Below are 22,083 nucleotides of genomic sequence, written 5' to 3' on the forward strand. Positions count from 1 at the left end.
AGCTTTAAAAGTCTTTGGAGTTAAAAAAACAATCGCTAACCCCAAAACCAAATAGGCTAATACTATTCCGATCAGCAAGCCCTTATATTCTATTATGATTTTTTGAAATGCTTTAAAATCCATAGCTAATTTTCAAGAAAAAGCAATTTTCAGCTTTAGATAAATCATTGATATTGAATTTTTAATTCTGAAAACCGATAGTCTAAATCTATTTTTGAATTCCAAATGCGGACCTAATTCTCTATAAAATTTTTTTAGTTTAATTCTATTGTCAAGATAAAAACTTAAGTTTTTTTCCACGCCTTGATAAACTCCACCTGAATGTATTCTATAAACGCCCATCATTTCTTTCATAAATCGGATTTTACCCTGTGTAGCAAGAAATATGATCAGGATTAAATCTCCTCCAGCAAAATACATCAGATTATCTGGATATCTGATCTTATCCTTTAACATAAGTAAAGAACAGGTGGGATAGACACCTCCAGAATGATTAAAAATCCTATTTAGGTTCAGATCAAAATCTCTTTGAATTCCTTCATAATTAGACTTTGAGAATTTCATTTCATTTTCGTTCCATATTTTGGCACTATGAACACATGCTGAATAATTAGGGTTTTTCTCCAAGAAATCAACTTGCTTTTGTAGCTTGTAAGCATCAGTCCAAAAATCATCTCCTTCACAGAAAGCGATGTATCTGCCTTCACAGCGAGGAAAGTTGAACCTCACATTCATCCCTCTAATACCCTTCGAATATTGATTTTCCGAATTGAAAAAAGGCTTAAATAACCCAGGATACCTTTCCACATATTCCTCAATAATACTAACTGTTTCATCTGTTGATGCATCGTCATAGATGACTATCTCGAATGGAAAATCAGTTTTCTGAGCCACAAACCCATCCAAACACTGACGGATAAAGGAAGCATGATTGAAAGTAATACAAGAAATACTTACTAAAGGACTCAAGTCACTCATAAGGTAATCTTGGATTTGATCTCTGTCCAGGCAGATTCTGTCTGAATTCTTAAGTCTTTGTTTATTTGAGAATACTTCTCTTTAATCTCAAAATAGTTACTTTCCACAAGGGCTATTTTATTCAATATCTCATTTTTGTAATCGTCTTTTGACAAGGATACATTATAATCGATCAAGCCTAAGTGCTCCATCAAGCCACGATGCTTTGGGTGATTTTCAAGTGAAATCACTGGGGTATTGAAGGCAATAGGTACAATCTGTCCATGACCTCTCATAGCAATCACAAACTCTGCGAACTTGTAATAACCTACGGCTTCATCCGAATGATCAAATGCAAAATAGCCAAAATCCCAAACTTCAGTATTGGCAATTCCTTGAGCAATCTGCCCACTCAACTCAACATCCTCCGGAACGTGGGGTGAGAAAATAACTTTATAACGTTTCGCTAATTTCTGAGTAACTTCCTTCATCTGAGCGATAAAGGATTCTCTCTTCTTCAGGGAACCAAATCTCTTTTCAGGCTTATCGTTGGCAAGTTGAATTAAAACATAAGGCAACTTTTCCTTCCGCTCATAAATTGTATCAATATCTACATGAAAACCTGGATCAGGTATTGCTGGGATAGTTTTCCCAAACTGCTCAGCAAGTCTGTTTTGGCTTCCATCATTTCTAACAGAAAAATAGGCGGATTGCTTCATGGTTTCTTCCAAATGAACTATGCCACGCTCCGGGATTCCTCCCTCCTCTTTCCAATAATTATACCCAACGCCATACACAATAAATGGAATCTTGATTTCTTTGATCAAATCCTTCTCTATCAACCAAAACCATCCATTCGGCCAATGAGCTCCATGGATAATACCTCCGCCTCCAATCACAAGCAAATCAAAGCGCTTATTGACTACTTCTTGTATGTAATAGGACGTGAATTCCCTACCTTGTAGGTTAGTATTTCCGATGTATGAAACGTCTAAGTATTTCCGCAATAAATTTTTCACCCCGATACCAAGGGCATAATCTCCAATATTGTAGTTAAGACAATAGGTATGTAAAATTCTCATAATTTTTAGTCTGTAATCAAGCTTGCCACCGCATCAGGAGCAAATACAGGAATACGTAGTTTTAAACTTACTTTTTTTCGTTCTGCAAAAGAATCATCAATAAAAATAGCATTGTCGTACTGCATGAAATCAGCTTTTTCTTGAGTCTTTTTAAGGTGAATCAGTTCATCAAACAAAGAGGAAATTCTAAATTTCTTGAGCGTATCGACCAAGTCCTTTTCATGTTTGGTGATCAAAATAATTTTCTTAGACTTATTAATACTTTGGTAAATAAATCTGACAAGATCTGAATTGATTTGATCTCCGAGAATCAGGCAGTCATCTAAGTCAACATAGACGTTCTGATAATCAAAATCAAACTTGAAACGTTGATCCAATGCTCTATCCAGTTCTATTCCATAGCTATTCTCGTTTGCTTCAACTGGATAATTGAATGCATCGAAGATTGCCATCAGTGCAAAGTTGATTCCCTTTGCACGGAATAAGGAACTACTTCCACCCAGCCGAGTAGCAAATTCCAAAAGTGAAAGTTCCCCATTCTGATTTTTTTTCACTTGAAAAAACCAGGCACCTCTCAATTCGACTTCTTGATTAATCTTCTGTGCAAATTTGTTGACCTCATCTAATAATTCAGGCGCCGGAGTAGTATTAACACTGATCCCTTTTTGAATTCTTCCTCTTTTTCGAGGTCCAACAAACAATAGCTTACCAAACCTGTCAGTAAAACAGTCCACGGTATATTCTTCTCCCGGAAGGTATTCTAAGATGAGATGTTCGGGATGCTGTTGCTTTCTTTTTTTAGCTTCTTCCAGGGAGTGAAGAATTCTTGTTCCTCTAGATCCGTAGCCTATATCTGGTTTGGAAAAAACTGGAAAGGCATGAATATCATCCAGACTTGTGTAAACCTCAGGAGTTTTTATTTTCCCCTCAAAAAACTGGTAAGTTTTGCTTTTAGAAAGCGCTAATCTATTTGTCTTTTTAGGAGATCCAAGAACTTTGCAGTGCAAACGATCGCCCATCTCAGAAAGTGTAGAAATAACCTGATCCATAGTTGGATACACTGCATCAATGTTCTTTTCAAGAATTAACTTCTGAAAAACCTCTTCAAAATCCGGTGCATCCACAAATGGAATGTTTCCAAAATATTCAGTGTAGACAAATTTACCATGATCATCCACGCTATTGGCTCCTACCAATTCTACATGTCTGGAATATTTTAAAGAACGGAAAACCTCCAATCCAATCTCTGAACCGCAAGGAAAAACCAGCACTCTAATTTTACTTTCAGGCATTCGTCAGGAAAGATTTGATTATTCTACAAATTAAATCAACCTCTTCTACCGATAATTCATAATAGATTGGTAGGCATAAAACTCTTTTTGAAATATTTTCTGAGATTGGTAGTGAATCTGACTCTAAGTAAGGTATTTGAGTCAAGCTTGGGTAAAAATATCTTCTGGGGAAAATTTGAGATTTATTCAATCTGCTTAGGCATAACAAAGTAGCTTCTTCATTATCAAGTAATATTGGATAATAACTATAATTAAAAGTAGTTTCTTTGCTGATTTTTTGTTTTTCGAAACCCAAATCCGTCAATTTTAAATCATATAGCTCAGATAATATTTTCCGTTTTGCTATAATTTCATCTACTTTTTTAATATTAGCTAGCCCCATTGCTGCATGAAACTCAGAATTCTTACCATTGATACCCACTTCTCTAAAGACTTCTGGTCCATCATGACCAAAATTCCTCATAAATCCCATTTTTTTAAAGAGATCTTTATTGTTTGAAAAAACTCCTCCCCCCTCAATTGTGTGGAATAGCTTAGTAGCATGGAAACTTACTGTTGAGATATCTCCATATTCAAAGAGAGATTTTCCTAAAAATTTCACACCAAAGGCATGTGCCCCATCATATATGACAGGAAGATTATGCTTGTTGGCAATTTCCGAAATCTTAATAACGTCGCAAGGATTCCCAAATACATGAGTGGCTAGAATGGCAGAGGTATTAGGAGTTATCGCTTCTTCAATTTTTTTGCGATCAATATTCCAAGTTCTAGGATCTATATCCACAAATACTGGTTTACACCCTTCCCAGACAAGACTGGAAGTAGTTGCGACATAAGAGAAAGGCGTAGTAATAACCTCCCCCTTTAAACCAAGCGCTTTGATTGCAATCTGTAATGCTATTGTTCCATTACTCAGATAAAGGAAATTTTTCATTCCAAGAAACTCAGCAATTTTCAGTTCTAGCTCATTCACAAGCGGGCCATTATTGGTTAGCCACTGTCGCTTCCAAATTCCTTCTAAATACTTATTGTACTCTTCTGCAGGCGGTAAATAAGGTTTCGTTACAGGTATCATTTCACAAATTTAATTTTTGACCATTTTAAAAGGTCCATAGAAGGATTAGTTCTAAACAATAAATTTAAAATCAGATAAAAAACCATTCCTATTGGAATCAAAATTACACAAAGAAAAATCGGTTTTAACTCCGTAAACCAAAATGCTTTTTGGACGAAAAATAAAAACAAACCAGATAAAGATGCTAGACCCAGCATCGGGAAAATTGCATACAACTGATCTAGGAAACCATAATCAATAAATTTTCCAGTATAAAATGTGTTAATGTAGAAAGATGTAAAAGAAGCAAATACTTGTGCCCATATCAAGCCATAAATTCCAAATTGGAAGGCAAACAAAATAATAACAACAATTTGTATCTTTTTGATTATTTCTAATTTAAGAAACAGGTCTGAGCGCCCAAAAACATTCAGAATATTTAAATTATAAGAATGAATAGGGTACAAAACGCCAGTAAAACATAAAATTTGAAAATATGGTACTGCCGGCAACCATTTTTCACCAAATAATACCAAGAAAATAGGTTCGGCTAATGCCGAACCTATCAACATTAATGGAGCAATTATAAAAATAACTCGCTGAGTTAATTCCTCGAAGCTATTTTTTAATTCACTAATATTTTCTTTTTGAATAGAAAATAAAGGATATGTTACTTTCTGAAGTGCCGATGAAAAAGTCTCTACTGGATACTGCTTCATCATATTTGCTCTGGTATAAAATCCTAATGTGCTTACCGGAAAAAATCTACCTATCAATACATTATATATATTATCAAATACTGTATTTAAAATCCCAGCAATAGATAACTTGTAACCAAAGCTAAAATGCTCTTTAAATCGGGAGAAATCGAATTTGACCTGGGGTTTCCATATTCCTAAAATCCAAAACAAACAACTCAAAAGAACTTGATTGCAAAGATACATCCAAACTAAGCTCCAAACTCCAAATCCCTTCCATGCTAATACTACCCCTATAATCCCACTGATTAATGCAGCAGGAATACGGATTTTAGTGAGCCTCCGAAAAGCCAAATCTTTAATTAAGACTGTTTGCTGGATCGCAGATAAAGCAATAAAAATAAATCCTAAAGAATAGACCCTTAAAATATTTACTAAGCCAGGCTGATCATAAAAATCAGCAACAATAGGAGCTAAAAAAAAAATTATTAGATATACTGTCAAGCTAAACAACAGATTTGCAGCAAATACAACTGAAAAATCTGTACTATCAGGATTAGTTTTTCTAATCAGGGAAGATGTCATACCAGAATCCACCAATGTCTGTCCAAGTGCTATAAATACAACAATCATCCCTATCAAACCAAAATCCTCAGGGCTCAAAATCCTCGTTAGGAATATATTAAAAATAAAAGCTATCCCCTGAGAACCAAACCGGTCCAAAAAGGACCAGCCAATGTTTTTATAATTAGATTTTGATATTGCCGATGGCACGATTTGTATAGAATTAACCTATAATCTTGCAGGAATCCCTTTAATAATACTTCCTGTAGAGAAAGTCTTTGTCACGACTGCCCCCGATCCTACAATTACTTCATTTCCCAACTTGACTCCTGGCAGAATAACAGCACCTGCACCAATTCTACAGTATTCCCCAATTTGAGAGTTCCCAAGCATCATTGCTCCTGGACCAATATCACTGAAATCACCAACTTGACATTCGTGATGAACGTGAGCACGCGTATTGATCAGAACTCCTTTTCCGATTTTTGTTTTAGGCCCTATAAAACTAAATGGCAGCGCATCAAATTGCCCTTTAGCAGAATGACTAATAAAAGATGAATCATCTTTTATACTTTTTAGTGTGCCTCCTGCAAGTTCTAATAAATCGCATAAATTCTGTCTTGCGGCAGGATTACCAACCCCAAGACAGAAATAATTTGAAATTGTGAAATGAAGTTTTACGTCATCTAAAGACGTAACTACTCTAATTCCCTCTATAGCCTTACCATCTTTTTTAGGGTCTTGATCAAAAAACAGGATTTCATTTTTTGAAAATCCATTCTTTAATAAGACCTCCAGAACCTCTAAACTGTGACCTCCAGCTCCTGCAATTATCATTTTTTTTTAGTTGCAATAAGAAATCTAAATACCTCCGAATTTAAATTCGGAGGTAGAATTTTTATTTAGAACCGATTCCGAAAAGCTCAAAGCCAAGGGACTTCAGATACTTTTTATCATAAATATTTCGACCATCAAAAATCACTTTGTTTTTCAGAAGCTTTCCAACTACATCCCAACTTGGGATTCGGAACTCAGACCATTCAGTAACAAGTAATAATGCATCTGCGTCCACTAAGGCTTCATAAGCATCTTTGCAATAGGTTACTTTATCGAAAATATAATGTGCTCTAGCTTCTTCCATCGCAACAGGATCATAAGCTTTAACAGTGGCTCCTGCAGCTCTAAGTTCGTCTATGATTACTCCCGCAGGAGCTTCTCTCATATCATCAGTATTTGGTTTAAAGCTTAGTCCCCACATCGCAAAAGTCATCCCGCTCAAATCTTCTCCAAAATGGGCTTTCACCTTTTTAGAAAGTACAAATTTCTGAGCATCATTCACATCTTCAACAGACTGAAGTACTTTAAGATCATATCCATATTGTTTTGCGGTTTTGATAATTGCCTTCACATCCTTGGGGAAGCAAGATCCTCCATAGCCCACACCTGGGTAGATAAATTTATTACCTATCCTCGGATCCGATCCAATACCCCTTCTCACCATGTTTGCATCAGCTCCTACCAACTCACATAGATTGGCGATATCATTCATAAAAGATATTTTGGTAGCAAGCATTGCATTGGCTGCATACTTAGTCATTTCTGCGGAAGGAATATCCATATAGATGATTCGCTCTCCGCTTAATTGAAAAGGCTTGTATAATCGCTGCATAATCTTTTCAGCTCGCTCATCATCAACCCCAATTACAATTCGATCAGGCTTTAAAAAATCATCCACTGCTGCACCTTCTTTCAAAAACTCTGGATTTGAAGCTACCGCAAAAGGTAAATCCGAACCTCTATCCTTTAATGCACTTGCTATGGCTGTACGCACCTTCTCTCCAGTGGTAACGGGAACTGTACTTTTTGTCGCAACTACTATATAGTCAGTCATTTTACGACCAATTTCATCCGCCACTGCAAGCACGTACTTTAAATCTGCTGATCCGTCTTCGCCGGGAGGAGTCCCCACAGCAATAAATGCCACTTCTGCACCTTGAATTGCTTCACCCAGATCAGTACTAAACTTAAGTCTACCACTTTTATAATTTCTGATAACAATCTCTTCCAAACCAGGCTCATAAATGGGCATTATACCATTCTTAAGTTTGTCGATTTTCTTCTGATCGATATCCACACAAGTGACTTCGATTCCTACATCTGCAAAACATGCTCCAGACACCAAGCCTACATAACCGGTTCCTACAACTGCGATTTTCATAAATTAATAGTTGATTATTTCTATTGAATTAAATTATTAACAAGTATTCCCAAGGTTGCTAAGCTTGAAGCAAGTCCTATCCAACCAGCGGCACTTAAGCCTTCTTTCTCCGGCTTTCTTGGTACTATTATTTCAGCTCCAGGTTCAAGCTCAGGATAAAATTTCAAACCCAGAAAACTATGAGTACGTTTTGCATCACCATTGGCATAGACCACATAGGTTTTTGATCTTCTTGCTTTTTCAGTGAATCCACCAGCCTTTGAAATATAATTCTTTAGGTTTCTGTTCAAATCAAATCTAGTGGTGGTAGGAAGTAAAACCTCTCCAACCATTCTTACAGTCTGCAACTCCTTAGGTATTTGAATAATATCACCTTCCATTAATATTAAATCTTCGGCGCTACCGGGGTTTTTTAGAATCTTTTCCAAGTCTATTCCTACGAAATCTTGCTGATTCATTCTCATTGTAGAATCGATAGAGTTGCTATTTAAGTTGAGGTTTGTAAAAAGCGTTCCTTTCTCGATTTCCCTTTCTGCTCTTAATTTTTCTTGCTCAGCTAACTCCAGCTTTTTTTCTATTCGTTCAAATAACAATTCTTCAGCTTCATTACCTTCTCTATTTTTTAGAGGGTCTAAATTATCTTTAATTTCTCGAAGCAAATCCTCCCTGATTTGATCATCAGTTTCTCCTTTGAAATAAATTGTCCTTCTGATTAAACTTGCACCTTTAGGATAAGCAAATTGGTTTAATCCACCTGCCCTTTTTATAACATCCGATATTCGTTCGTTCGCTCCCGAAATAGCGAATTCACCAGGATAAATTACCTCTCCCTTTATCTGAACTATTTGCTCACGTTCAAAGCCGGGTTTTCTTCGAATAAACACATGATCAAAAGGCCTCAATGGCTTATTTGCCTCCTCAGAAGTCAAAATCAATTCCGGATCGATATTTAATGTCTCAATTTCTGCCAGCTTTCCAGATTCACTATCACGCACTCTTCTGGCAATCTCAATAAAAGAATTTGATGCCGATTCCAAAAGTCCACCGGACCTCAATATCAAGTCTCCCACGGTCATTTCAGTTGCATAGGGATAAGTTCCGGGGAAATTAATCTCCCCTGAAATCTTCACATAATACTCCTCCTGAATATCATATCGGCTAGGCACAAAAAGGAGGTCTTCATTTTTGAGTGGGACATCCGGTACTGTACCATCAAGAATTCCTTTTAAATCCAAAGGCTGAGCAGCTAAAGTAAGATCCTCACTAGTTCGGTAAAGAGTAGCACGATTAACAAAAGCCTCTGGCTTGAGTCCTTGAGATTTATCGATTAGTTGTTTTACAGTTAACCCGCTTTTATCAATAGAATATTCACCTGGTCTGTTTACTGACCCAGTGATTTGAACACGGTTTGAAAAACGTTCCAATGCTTCTCCTATGAGAATTTCGTCTCCATCTTTTAGAGAGAATGACTGAAATTGTTCGGATGATACATCAATTACTTTTCGTTGATTGTTTTCAATCCTTCGAATAGTCACTCTATCTTGATAAGCCAGACTTGTAAACCCACCTGTGTAAATGTAAAGATCACTTAGTGACTCACTTTGTTTTACTTCGAAAAGTCCTTCCCTGCGAACAGGGCCAATAACTTCCACACGTGCAGATACCGGAGGAACAATCACTACATCATTATCCTGAAGCATGATGTTAGCCGATTGATCTCCCTTTGATAAAAACTCATAAATATCTACAGTAGCTACTAATTTACTATCTCTATATACCTGAATGTTTCTAAAGGCTCCGTTTTCATTTGGTCCACCAGCGGCAAATAAACCATTAAAAACTGTAGCAAAAGATGGTAAAGTGTAAGTTCCTGGTTTAGATAGCTCTCCAACCATGGAAACTTTGATAGAACGAATATTACCCAATCTAAGCTGAAGAAAAGTATTCGGATTCGAACCATTTAACCCTGAATAAATACGCCCTAAAGATCCTTTCAATCTTGAAGTAGCTGCCTCAATAGTAGCACCACCTACCTGAACTGGACCGAGATTAGGTATCAAAACCCTTCCTTCAGGGCTTACTGTCAAATCAAAAGATTGTTGTGAGGCACCGTACACATCAATAAGTAATTGATCACCTGAACCCACGATATAATTTTGTGGAGTGGGTAAATTAAGACTTGGATTAAAATCAAGATTCCTGTTGTGGAAAAGCTTGTAACCAAAAATCTTTTTTTGTGTTGGTGTTAAATCAAAATAAGGATCAGCCCTTCGAACGGAGTCAAATAAATCAGAATTTTTTTCTAAATCTAATCCCCGATTTACTCCTGATAATGAATTGCTTTGTGGATTAACCTTGCTCTGCAAATCATTGATGCGCTGTCTTAACTTTGCCGCTTCAAAGGCTGGCATTCCTCGTTCCCGTGCGAGGGATTCAAGCTGCGAAGCACTCAAGCCGCTGGCTTCTGCTTTTTTGATTAATTGCTCAATTTGCGCATCTGAAAGATTATCCACTTTCAAATTCTGGATATCGGATAAGTTTTGGCCATTTACTGAAATAGTAATGAATACCAAAAGCAATAAAAAAAGCAATCTAAAGTTCGACTTGAACCTATTCGATATGGTCAAATTAATGTGTTTCAATCTTTATTGAGTTTTGGAAGTTTGGATGGCTAATTTCTCACTTTTAATTTGTTTTCAAACTATAACTTCAAAGCTTCGCCCTTTCAGTCACAAAAGCGCCTAGCTACCTAAATAAAAAAATGGCCAAAAAATCAGCTCCCTGCTTCCTTGTCAAACAAAGTTAGCCCGGGGGATGGCATACGGTGATCAAGCAAAGTCAATATGACTTTTCGCTCTATCATTTGCTCAATTTTAGCAGTAAGTCCCAGAATATAATTTTCGTTTAATTCATCTCCTGTAACTACCACCTCTATTTTCCCTGAATCTATGCCCTTTGCAATATCTCCTACAAGGATAACCTGACTGACCTCTCCCATTCGCTCCAAAATTTGCTCCAGCAGTCTATCCAGCCCGAGGTATTTTCTGATAATTTCTTGGATGTTTGAGAAGAAAGGATGAGCCACGTTCGCCTGGTACTCTATCTTATTTTTATCTGTTTTTTTTGTGAGAATCCCTGCTTGCGTTAAGTTGTTTAACTCCTTGCGTATTGCATTGGTGGACTCACCAAATTCATCGGCTAAGCCGCGAAGATGACTTTGTGTTTTTGAATTCACAAAAAACTTAACAAGCAACCTCAAACGAGTTTTCGAGGTGATTAAGGATTCAAGCATAAAAATTCACTTCAAATAGTGAGTAACAAAGGTACTCATTTCAATGAACCCATGAAATAAAAAAAGATTCTTCAGTGTTAAAAGAATCTTTTTTTAATCATTAAAGTTGAATTACCCTCTATACAGGTTGTCCGGTTTTTTCCGAAATAAGTTTCTAAGCAAGCTACCCGTTAAACCACTGAAACTGCCCAGAAAAAATCCAATAATCGCTGTAAGCCCAACTATAGTCATTCCACTTCCAAGACCCATTAGTTCTCCCATACGATTTGGAAGGTCACTTCCTGTGGAAGCACTGATAAATAAAGCTTGTCCAAGCCAAGCCAATCCATAGCCTAAACCACCAGCGAGAAATCCCTGAATTCCACTTAATCCCAAGAGAGCTGAAAGTAAACCAATTACTATCATGATCACCCAGAAAGGAAAAAAGGGATTTAAAAAAACTACGATGCCTATTACAACAAGAATAAATAGTATAAATCTCATGATGATTATTTTAAGATGGTTTGAAACAGGACTCCTTCAGAATCTTCCTTACTTCGAAGATTAAAATTCAAATATTCCCCATTGGCCCAAATTGGGATGAAATTGCTATAAAATTTACTCCCTGGATTTCCGGATTGACCACCAGGATAGACTCCAAACGCCTTGATTTCATCTCCCATTTCGACTACCATTCTCCAACTGGCACCATGGCGTTCACTTGTGGCATTAAGAATCCCTCTACCTCCTCCTGTATATATATTGGTCACTGAGAATGGTGCAAACTGTGGAACCAAATGCTGAACACTGGTTCGTTTATAATTTGCCCAAGAATAATCCCCCTCTTTTTCCTCCCATTCCTTCATCGCCTTCACCATAGCTTGGAAACCAATCTTGACATGATCAGAAGCTGTCTCTATTACATCTGTTTTATCTACATCAAACACGGGGTCCTGAGGAGTTATTTGAAGTAAACGAACTGTTTGATAATTATTCGGTTCAACTACCGGCACACCAAATTCACTCCATTTCTTCCAGATTTGATCATACGCTTTATCCCACCAGATATAAAAAAGAGTTGGTGCCTTTTGATTGGGATCAGCGAAAAAATCCCAGCTTTTCAACTCATCTAAATATTTCTTGGCTTGGGGATAAGAATCAAAGCTTGTCCCTAGCAAGCCTATCATTACAGGCAATGCTTCTGCCGCGTGCAAGTAATAATCATCAAACTGCAATGCCTTCATGTCATCGGTAGTAATATCGCTTAGCTCCCGAAGTCGATTATTCAATCTTCGATTTCGATAATGCTCATAGCTATTGTCAAATACATAGTAAGGATATGAAGGGTCAACAGGGTGCTGATTTGCAGAAGAAACAAATCCCCTTTCAGGATTAAGTGTCGAGGCATTTTGTTCATTTGGAATATACCCCTGCCATTCAAATCGTGGATCAGCTCCATCCATGAAAAACTTTCCTTGCTCTTTCCATTTCAACGGGAATTTCCCTTGAATCCGCATGGCGATATCTCCAGATTTTGATGCTAAAACAAAGTTTTGAGCAGGAGCTGAATAATTATCTAGAGCCTTGTTATAATCCTCATGGTTTTTACCCTTGTTCATCATGATGAAGGTTCTTTGTTCATTGGAACCCTCATGAACAGTCCATTTCAAAGCAAAATTGACATCCTGTCGCTCACTTTTAAAAGTACGATCGTAAACCACGGGACCATAATGAGTATAGACCACGGTATCCAAATATGGATTTTCACCTTTTACTTTGATTTCTTCAATTCGAAAGGTAGTAGGCCTCCACTCATCGCCATATCTATAAGCTTTTCTTTGGTTATCTTGAAATGTGATTTTATACCAATCACGAGCATCTTTGGTAGCATTTGTCACCCCCCATGCTATATTTTCATTAAATCCTGAGATCACACCCAAAGCTCCTGGCAGGGTGGCTCCTTTGACAGAATGATTTGGAGTACTCAACTGCATACTATACCAAAGGGAAGGCAAATTCAAGCTCAAATGAGGGTCATTTGCCAAAATTGGATTACCACTTTTTGTTTTAGAACCTGAAACCGCCCAGTTGTTAGAGCCTGTTCCTTCTTCAGGCTGTGGAAGTGGATCGATCACGAGCAGATCATTTGGAAAAGGAATGCTGTCAGGCTTTGTAACAGAAAGCGGAGTAAAGTCCCATAAATGTTCTGACTCAATAACAGGATCATTATCTACTGGAAAATCAGGATAAAGCTTATCCAGCATTTCCTGGCCTAAAATTTTCCTCAAATTTGAATACTCAAGATCCCTGTCTCCCACCAACATGTCAGACATGTACTTGAGTAGTAAGATAGATTTATAAGTAGTCCAATGTTCGGGTCTATAATTCAAAATCTTATATTCTACAGGAACTTGCCCCGGAGATAACTGATCAATGTATTGATTGACCCCATCAGCATAGGCTTCAGCCAGCTTGAGTATTTCAGGATCATTTTCTTGAAGATATTTCAATCCTAATTCCGCACCATACCCAAGACCTTTCCTTCGAGTCATCCGGTCAAGTTCTATAGCTATAGGACCTACTATTTCAGAGATTCTTCCAGCAGCAGCCATGGTTTGAAACTCCATCTGCCAAAGTCTGTGTTTTGCAGTGACATATCCCTGTGCACGATAAAGATCTTCCTCATTTTCGGCAAAAATATGGGGAATCAAATTTTCATCATAAACCACAGTGACCGGAGAAGTCAAATTGGAAAGCTCCAACTCATCCTTAGCGAGTTCATCTTCACTATATGAGTTTTGCCAAAAACCATGATTTGGATCTAAAAGCGGAGCTAATGGAGGAACTGGTCCAAGAGGCATTGAAACGGCAATGGCCAATGCAACAGTGATAGCTAATGCAATAAAGAAACCTATATATTTCATTAATGAGTGTGAAAGGTGATGTGGCGAATTTAATTTATTCTATTAATTAAAAGTTTACCATTCCCGAAGTTTTGATAAGGATCAAAAAAAACCTTCAAATTTTCACTTGAAGGCCCTTTATTTCAAAACTTTTATTTCATCGATATCGGAAGCTTCATTTTCTCCCAACGGATAACAATACCCGGACTTTCCACTTTAACGGAAAGTCTTTCTTCCGAATTTCCCTCCCAAGTAGGCAAAACTTCAACCCTTAACACGTCATTTTTTTCATCATATTGAAAATGTCCGTGTTCTAAATTCCATTCAGAATTGAAAATTACTGTCCAAGGTCCAGATTCTTTGGGGATAGTAAAAACTGAGTATTTTCCTGCAGGAATAGAATTTCCCTCAACTATAAAGTCTTCAGATAAGTCTACATAAGTTGCTTCATTTGCACCGGTTCGCCATACAATATTGTAGGGAACCAAATCGCCCCAGAGGGTTCTGCCCTTTACTGCCGGGGAACCGTAATGAATTTTAATGTCTTTTCCGCCAATTTTTCCCTCCTCAATTACTACAGGACTGGGTCTTTCATCTTTTGTTTCTACAGGAACTGTTTCTGCTGAATTGTCTGATTCAACAGTATCAGTGGACTTAGGAGTACACGAGAATATTCCTCCTGCAATCAAACCTGTCATCAAAATAGTTTGGTATGTTTTCATAGTGGGTAATTTAGCGTCTAAATAACAATTATTCAGTAAATCTTCAAAGTCTGAGCCTTGAATTCTCCGTCAGTCAAAGAAAAGTTTTCAATAAATACAAATGGCATACATTTACACGTTGGTTTGTTATTGTTATTCAATTCCATCAAACCGATAATGCAAAACTATTTCAAATTCTTTTCGTGGATAAATAGTTGTTTTTCAATTCCTTTGTTCCTCATGGCAAAATGAAATTTATTACCTGGGTCGTTTTCATTGCTTCAATTATTCTTTTTTCGAGCGTATACATTTCGCCGGAGTACTTTCAATATGTCGGTTTGCTACCATTTTTCATCCCTATCATTTTGGTAGTAAATATTATTTTGCTTGGTATTTTAACCCTTTCCTGGAGAAAATTAGCCTTAATTCCCTTACTTACGATGGTTATAGGCTACAAGTTTTTTTTGATTACGATTCAGATTCGTTCCAATAATGAACCTGTTGAAGGTCTTCGAGTATTGAGTTACAATGCGCACCTTTTCGATTATAAGAGTAGATCGGAGGGGAAATTTGATCCAAATGTATTCAATTGGCTGAGTGATCAACCAGCCGATGTGAAAGTATTTCAGGAATTTTATCAGGATTATACTACTGCTTCGCGAAATGCAGTAAAACTTTTAGGAGCTGATGTAGGATTCAATGTGTCCTATCAAATAATCGAAGGCAATCCAAATAAGCGTTCGTATGGGATGGCAATTTTTTCAAAATATCCAATCGTAAATGAGGGAAAAGTTTTTGATAATAACCGTACTAATGGGGCCATTTTTGCAGATATCAAAGTAAATGAAGATACCATAAGGATCTATAACGCACATCTAGAATCAATGAAAATCAATTCTGATGGCTTGGAAGATATAGAGGGGGTCAGAGAAAATTATCGACAGACTTTAGGCAAACTCCACCGTGGCAGTCTCGCAAGAAGCAAACAACTTAAGGTTTTGGTAGATCACTATACCAATAGCCCTCATCCAATTATTCTGATGGGAGACCTCAATGAAATTCCCTACTCGTATACCTATTTCAAATTAAGTGAGTCACTCCAAAATGCATTCGAGATAGCTGGGCGTGGATTTGGATTTACTTATAATCGAATTCTTTTCTTTTTGAGGATTGATCATATTTTTTCCAGTCCAGAGTTAACTCCGATTCAATTTAAAACTCATCGTGAAGTGGATTATTCTGATCACTATCCCGTCTCAGCAGTTTTTACTTGGGAAGGTTTGGAGCTTTAGCAATTCGTTTTTGAAACTTTTCATCCCACTTTTTTTTCATTGGTAATAGTAAAATCGGGAGTAAAAAAAGATCTGCCAATAGGGCAAAAATAAGTGATGCAGCAATCAACAAACCTGTAAAATGCGTTACTCCAAATTGACTGAAAATCAATAAGCCAAAACCTGCTACCAAGATAATGGTCGTTTGAATTATAGCTTCACCAGTCTCTATAAATGTTCGTTTCAAACCATAAATCAAGTTTTTTCCAGTTTGAAGTTCTTTCCGAAGTCTAGTCATAAAGTGAATACTATCATCCACGGCTATTCCAAACGCTACTGTAAAAAGGATAGCGGTGGTCAGTTTAAACTCATCCCCAAAACATACATAAGTCCCAACATCCAGATTAATGGGATCAGATTAGGAATCAGTAAAATAAATGAAATGCGCCAAGACCGAAATAAAAATCCTGCGATAATCCCCACTAAAATAAAAGCCACACCTAGCCCTTTTGCCATTTGCCAAGTGACTGATTGGTGGCCTTTATCTATCAAAAAGGAAGTTCCAGTCCATCGAATCTGGAGCAAGTGCGGATCTATTTCCCGATCTGTAAATTCCTTGAGCGCTTGTCTCTTTTTAGACATTTCTAAAGTTCCAAGATCAGCCGTTCGTGTGCTCAATCGACCTGTCTTCCGATCTTCACTCAAAACTTTTACCCCAGATTTTTCAAAGGCCTGATCTAAAAATCGTTGCATCCGCTGATACTGTCCTTTTGAAGGAAGTGAGAAGGCTTGGACACTTCCTTGATTTTGGGCCTGATTGAGCGATTTGATCACTGTCAATGGGCTTATAATTTGTCCTCCAAAAAACAAGCGATCTACTTCTCCCTCCAATTGATCAAGCTCTTCCAAGACTTCCAAATCGAGTAAATTCTTGGCATCGGGCCCAGCCGTCAAATTAATTTCCAAAGGATTAGAACCCCCAAACTGAGTATCAAAATAGGTAAAGGATTTTTGGATCGGATGATCTGCAGGAAGGTTATCCAGTAAAAACCCATTTATTTTCAGCTGTGAGCCAAGAAAAGCAGAAAGTATGGTGACTGAAATAAAAATGACCGCAATCACTTTCCTTTTTCGAAGAAGAATCAAAAACAAACTGGTTAGATTTATGAATTTGGTTTTGCTTCTTGGTTTGTCTGGAATCTTGATTGGGAATAAATAAAGCAATCCCGGAGCAATCAAAATTACGGCAAGAAACATGACTAAAATCCCTAGCCCAGTGGTCAATCCAAATTCTTTCAGCGCAGGTATGGAAGTGAAATAAAGCGAAAAGAAACCAAGAGATGTAGTCAAAACTGTCAACCAGACAGGTACAAAAAGAGACTTAAAAACTCCTCTAACTGCCTTATGCTTGGGGATTTTCATTCGCAACTCTTTAATCAAATGATTGAAAAAATGAATTAAAGAACTCAACCCCACAATCAAAAAAATGGTCGGTTGCATAATTGACATCACATCCAATGCTTTCCCTAAATGCAAAATCAAACCAAAGGCCCAAGCTACCCCGATAATTAAAATAAAGAATGGAATTACTACTCCCCACCAAGTCCTAAAAATCAAGGCCAACATCAACAGCATCAAGATTATAGAGAAACCGAAAAACAAACCAAATTCTCGCTGCATAAGATTTACAAAATCTCCCTGAGCTTGAATTTTTCCCGCTACAGCCCTTACAATAATAGGCGCAGAATCAAAAATCAAGTTGATTTGGCCATACAGTTCATCACCGTCTTCTTTACTGATATTTTGCTCATTTTTGACCCACAAAAGAAGACTTTCTCCATCTTTTGAAATCAGTTCAGTACGGTATTGATTAATTTTTTCATTTTGACCCTCTAAATTCACAGTATCTGTCCAGTCTAAGACTTTAACTTTCCGAAGGCCGAAAACCCCGATTACCGGTCGCTCAAGATTCAAAATTGAAATAACAGTATCTACTTTTTCCAGCGCTTCAATATTCTTTTGAAGAACCAGAGAATTTGATAAGAAGGTGGAATCAAGTAAAGCTCCATTGGGATTGCTAAGAGCTAAAAGCAGATAGTCGTTGTCATTTTCAAACTGCCGTCGGAATTCTTGGTAAAACTCCAAATCATCATCGTTCTGCGGGAAAAATTGCTCGAAATCATAGTTAAAAACTGGTATTGGCCTGAAAATGAGAAGTAAAATTGAAATCAAACCAGCTATTCCAAGAAAAAAGTAAGCCCGGAATTTTTTAAACATGAGTGTTTTTAGATTAAATTCAGTTCGAATTTCTTTCCAAGTATAATAAGTTTGGCTAGTCTTTGTTTGTTTTCAGTTCCTTTTATTAGTCGAACTCCTTAACTTGGCCCTCCTAGAAAAGCAATAAAAAATATGAAGCAGTATCACGATTTGATGCAGAAAATCCTTGATGAAGGAGTGAAAAAAGAAGACCGAACCGGAACGGGAACTCTCAGTATTTTTGGCCATCAAATGAGGTTTGATTTATCCGAAGGTTTTCCAGTGGTGACGACCAAAAAACTGCACCTCAGATCAATAATTATTGAGTTACTTTGGTTTCTCCGCGGAGAGTCAAATATTGGCTACCTAAAGGAAAATAAAGTATCTATTTGGGATGAATGGGCTGATGAAAATGGAGATCTAGGGCCTGTCTATGGATATCAATGGAGACATTGGCCTGACGGAAAAGGTGGCGAAATCGATCAAATCAAAAACCTAATTCATCAGATCAAGACCAAGCCCGACAGCCGAAGGCATATTGTAAGTGCATGGAATGTAGCAGATGTGGATCACATGGCTTTGCCTCCTTGCCACACGATATTTCAGTTTTATGTCGCTGACGGCAAACTAAGCTGTCAACTATACCAGCGAAGTGCAGATGTATTTTTAGGTGTTCCTTTCAACATTGCATCTTATGCCCTTTTTACTATGATGGTTGCACAAGTTTGTGATTTAAAGCCAGGAGATTTTGTACATACATTTGGTGATGCACACTTATATTCCAATCATTTGGAACAGGCAAATTTGCAATTGAGCAGAGATATTCTACCATTGCCTACAATGAAAATAAACCCTGATGTAAAGGATATTTTTGGCTTTAAATACGAAGATTTTGAGCTTTTGAATTACGATCCACACCCACATATCAAAGCGGCTGTAGCAGTATAAAAAAAGCTCCGAATTTAGAAAATTCGGAGCTTCTATTTTAATTACCCAATTCGTATTTGAGTGTCTTTCCTTTTTCCACGGCAGGTAAACCTTCTGTCATCCAAAGCGGAGCAGGAGCTCCCTTTAAATAATGATCAAAGAATTGACTTAATCGTATCGAAAGGTCTTTTCTATTTTTTCGCTGAACCAGGTTATGATCTTCCCCATTGTATTGTAGAAGCCAAGCTGGCTGATTCAATCGCTTTAAGGACATAAACATTTCAATCCCCTGATACCATGGAACTGATCCGTCTGCATCATTGTGCATAATCAATACTGGAGTTTTTACGCGATCCATATAAAATAGCGGAGAGTTCTCCAGATAATAAATAGGCTTTTCCCAAAGTGTGCCACCTATTCTAGACTGAGTTTGCTCATACTGGAACATTCTGCTCATACCTGTTCCCCATCGAATTCCTCCATAAGCTGAAGTCATGTTGACTACAGGTGCACCAGCACCCGCAGCTTTGAACATATTAGTCTGAGTGATCAAATAGGCCACTTGATAACCTCCCCAGCTTTGTCCTTGGATTGCCATATTATCAGCATCTACAAAACCACGAGCCACAATTGACTGCACAGCAGGAATAATACAATTGTAAGCTGAAGGCCCTGGAAGTCCCAAATCATATTTAATATCCGGCACCAAAACCAAGTAGTCATTACTTACGAAATATGGAATATTGATAGTCGAAGCACTCGGTGCGGGAGCTCTATAGCGGTGAATCCCATCACTATTTCGCTCATAGAAATAAACCATCATCGGATACTTCTTATTCGGGTCAAAATTTTCAGGCTTGTATAATAAACCCTGAAGTGGCTCCCCATCATTTGCTAAATAGTTAACCAGCTCCACAGAACCCCAATTTACATTAGCTTGCTGAGGATTGAGATTGGAGACCTTATTCAAGTTTTTAAAGGACAAATCACCCAAGTAAACATCTGGATTCTCCACATAAGTAGATCGATTCAATAAAATCGCATCCGATTCTTTAGCTTTAGTCAATCCTGAATAGCTGTGAGCAGTCATCAAGATTTGTTTTGGAGCAGCTTTCCCATCTATAGAACCTGTATAAAAACCTGCGTCCTTATCTTGCTCATTGAATGCTGTTAGGAGTAGCATGGCTTTTGGATCTATACTTCGCTCTTCACGATCAAGGTCTTGTCTTCTAAAGACAATATTTTCCTTTCTCCCCACGCCCTGCGTGATATTAATTGCAGCAGAAGGGTTTTTTGGATCGATTCTCCAAATGTCAAATCGGTCATAAATAAGAACAGCAGCGTCTCCGGCAATCCAGCCTGCACTACCATAGCTTCCTGGCAAAGAAGGACTGTCGTGAATCTCGTCATAGAAAACGGTTGGAAGATTTTCGGACAATTTGATTTTAGCTTTCGAAGCGACATCATAAGCTACCCAACTACTATCTCTTGCATCATACCAAGTCACATATTTTCCTTCTGGCGAAATCGAAGGAAAACCCGAAGCATTTTCTTCTACAAGTGTTTTTTGTCCTGTTTTGAAATCTACCAAGTACAAATCTCTTCCGATCTGAATATCCCAGCTGTAGCTTCTTCTATAAGGTTGATCGGTGTAAGCCAGGCCAAAGTCACGCTCTACCTTTGATTCCAATGAAACATTTTCCAGCTCAGGAGTTGCTAATTGTGTAATCTTTTTAGATCCCAAATCCATGCTTGCAAGGTATGTCTTCTTCTCATCTCGAGATTTGCGCACCAATTGCATAGGTTGAATTTCGGCATCTTGCCATCCCCAAATATCTAGGCTAACACGCTCCTCGTCAAGGATAGTCGTGTCGTTTTGATAAGCATAATCCACGTAATCAGGAGCAACTCCAAAAAACAAACGATTCTCATTTTCAGAAAATTTCAAATTCCCGTCTGGGCTGATTCTACCATTTTCGAGGATTCCCGAAGAGCTTTTTGAAGCTATTTCCTCCATACTGCCTGTACTAGTATTCACTAGATAGAGCGAATGGTAAGGCTTTTTTGATTTTGCGGAATCCTCTGTGGCTAAGTAAGCTAAGTATTTGGATTTAGGGGAAAAGGTCATATCCGAATAAGTTGTCATCCCCTCAGAGATTAACTTACTTTCTCCATTCGCCAAATTCAATAAATAAATCGCAGCATTGTCTAAGGTGTCTTCTTCAGCCAAGACATATTGAAGAAAATCTCCATTTGAAGAAAAACTATAAGACTTCACCCGATCAAAACTATAAGTCACAGAACCATCCAATTTCCTAACCTCTAGCTTTGTCCCATCAGTTTTCTTTGGCTTTTCAGCTTTTTTGGTGGAATCGGTAGCTGTGGTGTCTGATTTCACAGACTTTTTCTCTTTTTCCTTTTCATAATTGATCGCTATCCAACTTCCTTTTTCCGAAGGAATAGCGAATGATTTCACCTTTGGGATTTTTATCAAATTGCCATTACTCATCTGATAGATGAATAAGCTATCAGAAGGCATATCGTCCTTTTTGGTTTTTTTGAGCTTTAGGACTCGGATAGAATCCTGTTGTGGTGTGATTTTGCCGACAGCATAGGAATCATCCGCTGTAAAATCAAAACCTGTACCTCTGGGAATTACAATTCTGTTTGTAGGCTTTTTGAATGATAGAATCTCCAATCTCCCATCTCCATCTTGAGGAGATACTTGATAGCCGACCCACATTCCGTTTTTAGTGATTTTTTCTGAGGCAACCCGCTCCCATCCATCATAATCTGCATGTGTCAAGGGTCTCTTTTGCTGCGCAAAGCTGAATTGCGCAGCAAAAATCAGTAGGAGAAAAACTCCTTTTGATAGTTTGTTCGTCATTG

17 protein-coding genes are annotated in these 22,083 nt (G+C 37.7%); 2 read left to right on the plus strand and 15 right to left on the minus strand.

Annotated features, from left to right (window positions below; genetic code table 11):
• Positions 1–132: 132 nt before the first annotated feature.
• From P8O16_RS18365 to P8O16_RS18420, 12 genes are all read right to left on the minus strand, one after another.
• Complete coding sequence (locus tag P8O16_RS18365; RefSeq protein ID WP_300317179.1) at positions 133–978, minus strand: glycosyltransferase; 846 nt, start codon at positions 976–978, stop codon at positions 133–135.
• The gene (locus P8O16_RS18370) at positions 975–2,039 is read right to left on the minus strand and encodes a polysaccharide pyruvyl transferase family protein (protein ID WP_300317181.1); all 1,065 of its coding nucleotides are present in this window, start codon (positions 2,037–2,039) and stop codon (positions 975–977) included. Before P8O16_RS18370 ends, P8O16_RS18365 begins: the two co-directional genes overlap by 4 nt.
• Before the next feature lie 5 nt (positions 2,040–2,044).
• Positions 2,045–3,331, minus strand: a complete 1,287-nt coding sequence (locus tag P8O16_RS18375; RefSeq protein ID WP_300317184.1) for an ATP-grasp domain-containing protein — start codon at positions 3,329–3,331, stop codon at positions 2,045–2,047.
• Positions 3,324–4,406 carry a DegT/DnrJ/EryC1/StrS aminotransferase family protein gene (locus P8O16_RS18380; protein WP_300317187.1) on the minus strand — a complete coding sequence of 361 codons (1,083 nt, stop codon included), beginning with the start codon at positions 4,404–4,406 and terminating at the stop codon, positions 3,324–3,326. The genes P8O16_RS18375 and P8O16_RS18380 overlap by 8 nt, the downstream gene beginning before the upstream one ends.
• Complete coding sequence (locus tag P8O16_RS18385) at positions 4,403–5,857, minus strand: lipopolysaccharide biosynthesis protein (protein WP_300317189.1); 1,455 nt, start codon at positions 5,855–5,857, stop codon at positions 4,403–4,405. The genes P8O16_RS18380 and P8O16_RS18385 overlap by 4 nt, the downstream gene beginning before the upstream one ends.
• An 18-nt stretch (positions 5,858–5,875) precedes the next feature.
• The gene (locus P8O16_RS18390; protein ID WP_300317191.1) at positions 5,876–6,484 is read right to left on the minus strand and encodes an acetyltransferase; all 609 of its coding nucleotides are present in this window, start codon (positions 6,482–6,484) and stop codon (positions 5,876–5,878) included.
• Between the two features lie 61 nt (positions 6,485–6,545).
• On the minus strand, positions 6,546–7,865 hold the full coding sequence (locus P8O16_RS18395) for a UDP-glucose/GDP-mannose dehydrogenase family protein (protein WP_300317194.1): 1,320 nt from the start codon (positions 7,863–7,865) through the stop codon (positions 6,546–6,548).
• A gap of 20 nt (positions 7,866–7,885) precedes the next feature.
• A complete protein-coding gene (locus P8O16_RS18400; protein ID WP_300317198.1) occupies positions 7,886–10,507 on the minus strand; it encodes an SLBB domain-containing protein in 2,622 nt (873 codons plus the stop codon).
• A 131-nt stretch (positions 10,508–10,638) separates the two neighbouring features.
• Positions 10,639–11,157, minus strand: a complete 519-nt coding sequence (locus P8O16_RS18405; protein WP_300317200.1) for an ArsR family transcriptional regulator — start codon at positions 11,155–11,157, stop codon at positions 10,639–10,641.
• A 111-nt stretch (positions 11,158–11,268) separates the two neighbouring features.
• Positions 11,269–11,640: a hypothetical protein gene (locus P8O16_RS18410; protein ID WP_300317203.1), complete on the minus strand. Its 372-nt coding sequence runs from the start codon at positions 11,638–11,640 to the stop codon at positions 11,269–11,271.
• A gap of 5 nt (positions 11,641–11,645) precedes the next feature.
• Positions 11,646–14,060, minus strand: a complete 2,415-nt coding sequence (locus P8O16_RS18415) for a penicillin acylase family protein (RefSeq protein ID WP_300317205.1) — start codon at positions 14,058–14,060, stop codon at positions 11,646–11,648.
• A 131-nt stretch (positions 14,061–14,191) separates the two neighbouring features.
• Entirely contained in the window at positions 14,192–14,761 is a 570-nt protein-coding gene (locus tag P8O16_RS18420; protein ID WP_300317207.1) for a DUF2911 domain-containing protein, read from the minus strand.
• A gap of 227 nt (positions 14,762–14,988) precedes the next feature.
• Between P8O16_RS18420 and P8O16_RS18425 the strand changes: the two genes are divergently transcribed.
• Entirely contained in the window at positions 14,989–16,032 is a 1,044-nt protein-coding gene (locus P8O16_RS18425; protein ID WP_300317210.1) for an endonuclease/exonuclease/phosphatase family protein, read from the plus strand.
• On the opposite strand, the gene P8O16_RS18430 is transcribed toward P8O16_RS18425, so the two are convergent.
• Both P8O16_RS18430 and P8O16_RS18435 read right to left on the minus strand, forming a co-directional pair.
• Positions 16,007–16,330 (minus strand): MMPL family transporter, encoded by a 324-nt coding sequence (locus P8O16_RS18430; RefSeq protein WP_300317212.1) that lies wholly within the window; start codon positions 16,328–16,330, stop codon positions 16,007–16,009. The genes P8O16_RS18425 and P8O16_RS18430 overlap by 26 nt on opposite strands.
• 38 nt (positions 16,331–16,368) lie before the next feature.
• On the minus strand, positions 16,369–18,288 hold the full coding sequence (locus tag P8O16_RS18435) for an MMPL family transporter (RefSeq protein WP_300317214.1): 1,920 nt from the start codon (positions 18,286–18,288) through the stop codon (positions 16,369–16,371).
• Positions 18,289–18,420: 132 nt separating this feature from the next.
• Between P8O16_RS18435 and P8O16_RS18440 the strand changes: the two genes are divergently transcribed.
• Positions 18,421–19,215: a thymidylate synthase gene (locus P8O16_RS18440; protein WP_300317216.1), complete on the plus strand. Its 795-nt coding sequence runs from the start codon at positions 18,421–18,423 to the stop codon at positions 19,213–19,215.
• 37 nt (positions 19,216–19,252) lie between these two features.
• Here P8O16_RS18440 and P8O16_RS18445 read toward each other — a convergent pair whose 3' ends face one another.
• Positions 19,253–22,081: a prolyl oligopeptidase family serine peptidase gene (locus P8O16_RS18445; RefSeq protein WP_300317219.1), complete on the minus strand. Its 2,829-nt coding sequence runs from the start codon at positions 22,079–22,081 to the stop codon at positions 19,253–19,255.
• Positions 22,082–22,083 lie beyond the last annotated feature (2 nt).

Origin of the sequence: Algoriphagus sp. (assembly GCF_029254265.1) — a bacterium.
Taxonomy (GTDB): domain Bacteria; phylum Bacteroidota; class Bacteroidia; order Cytophagales; family Cyclobacteriaceae; genus Algoriphagus.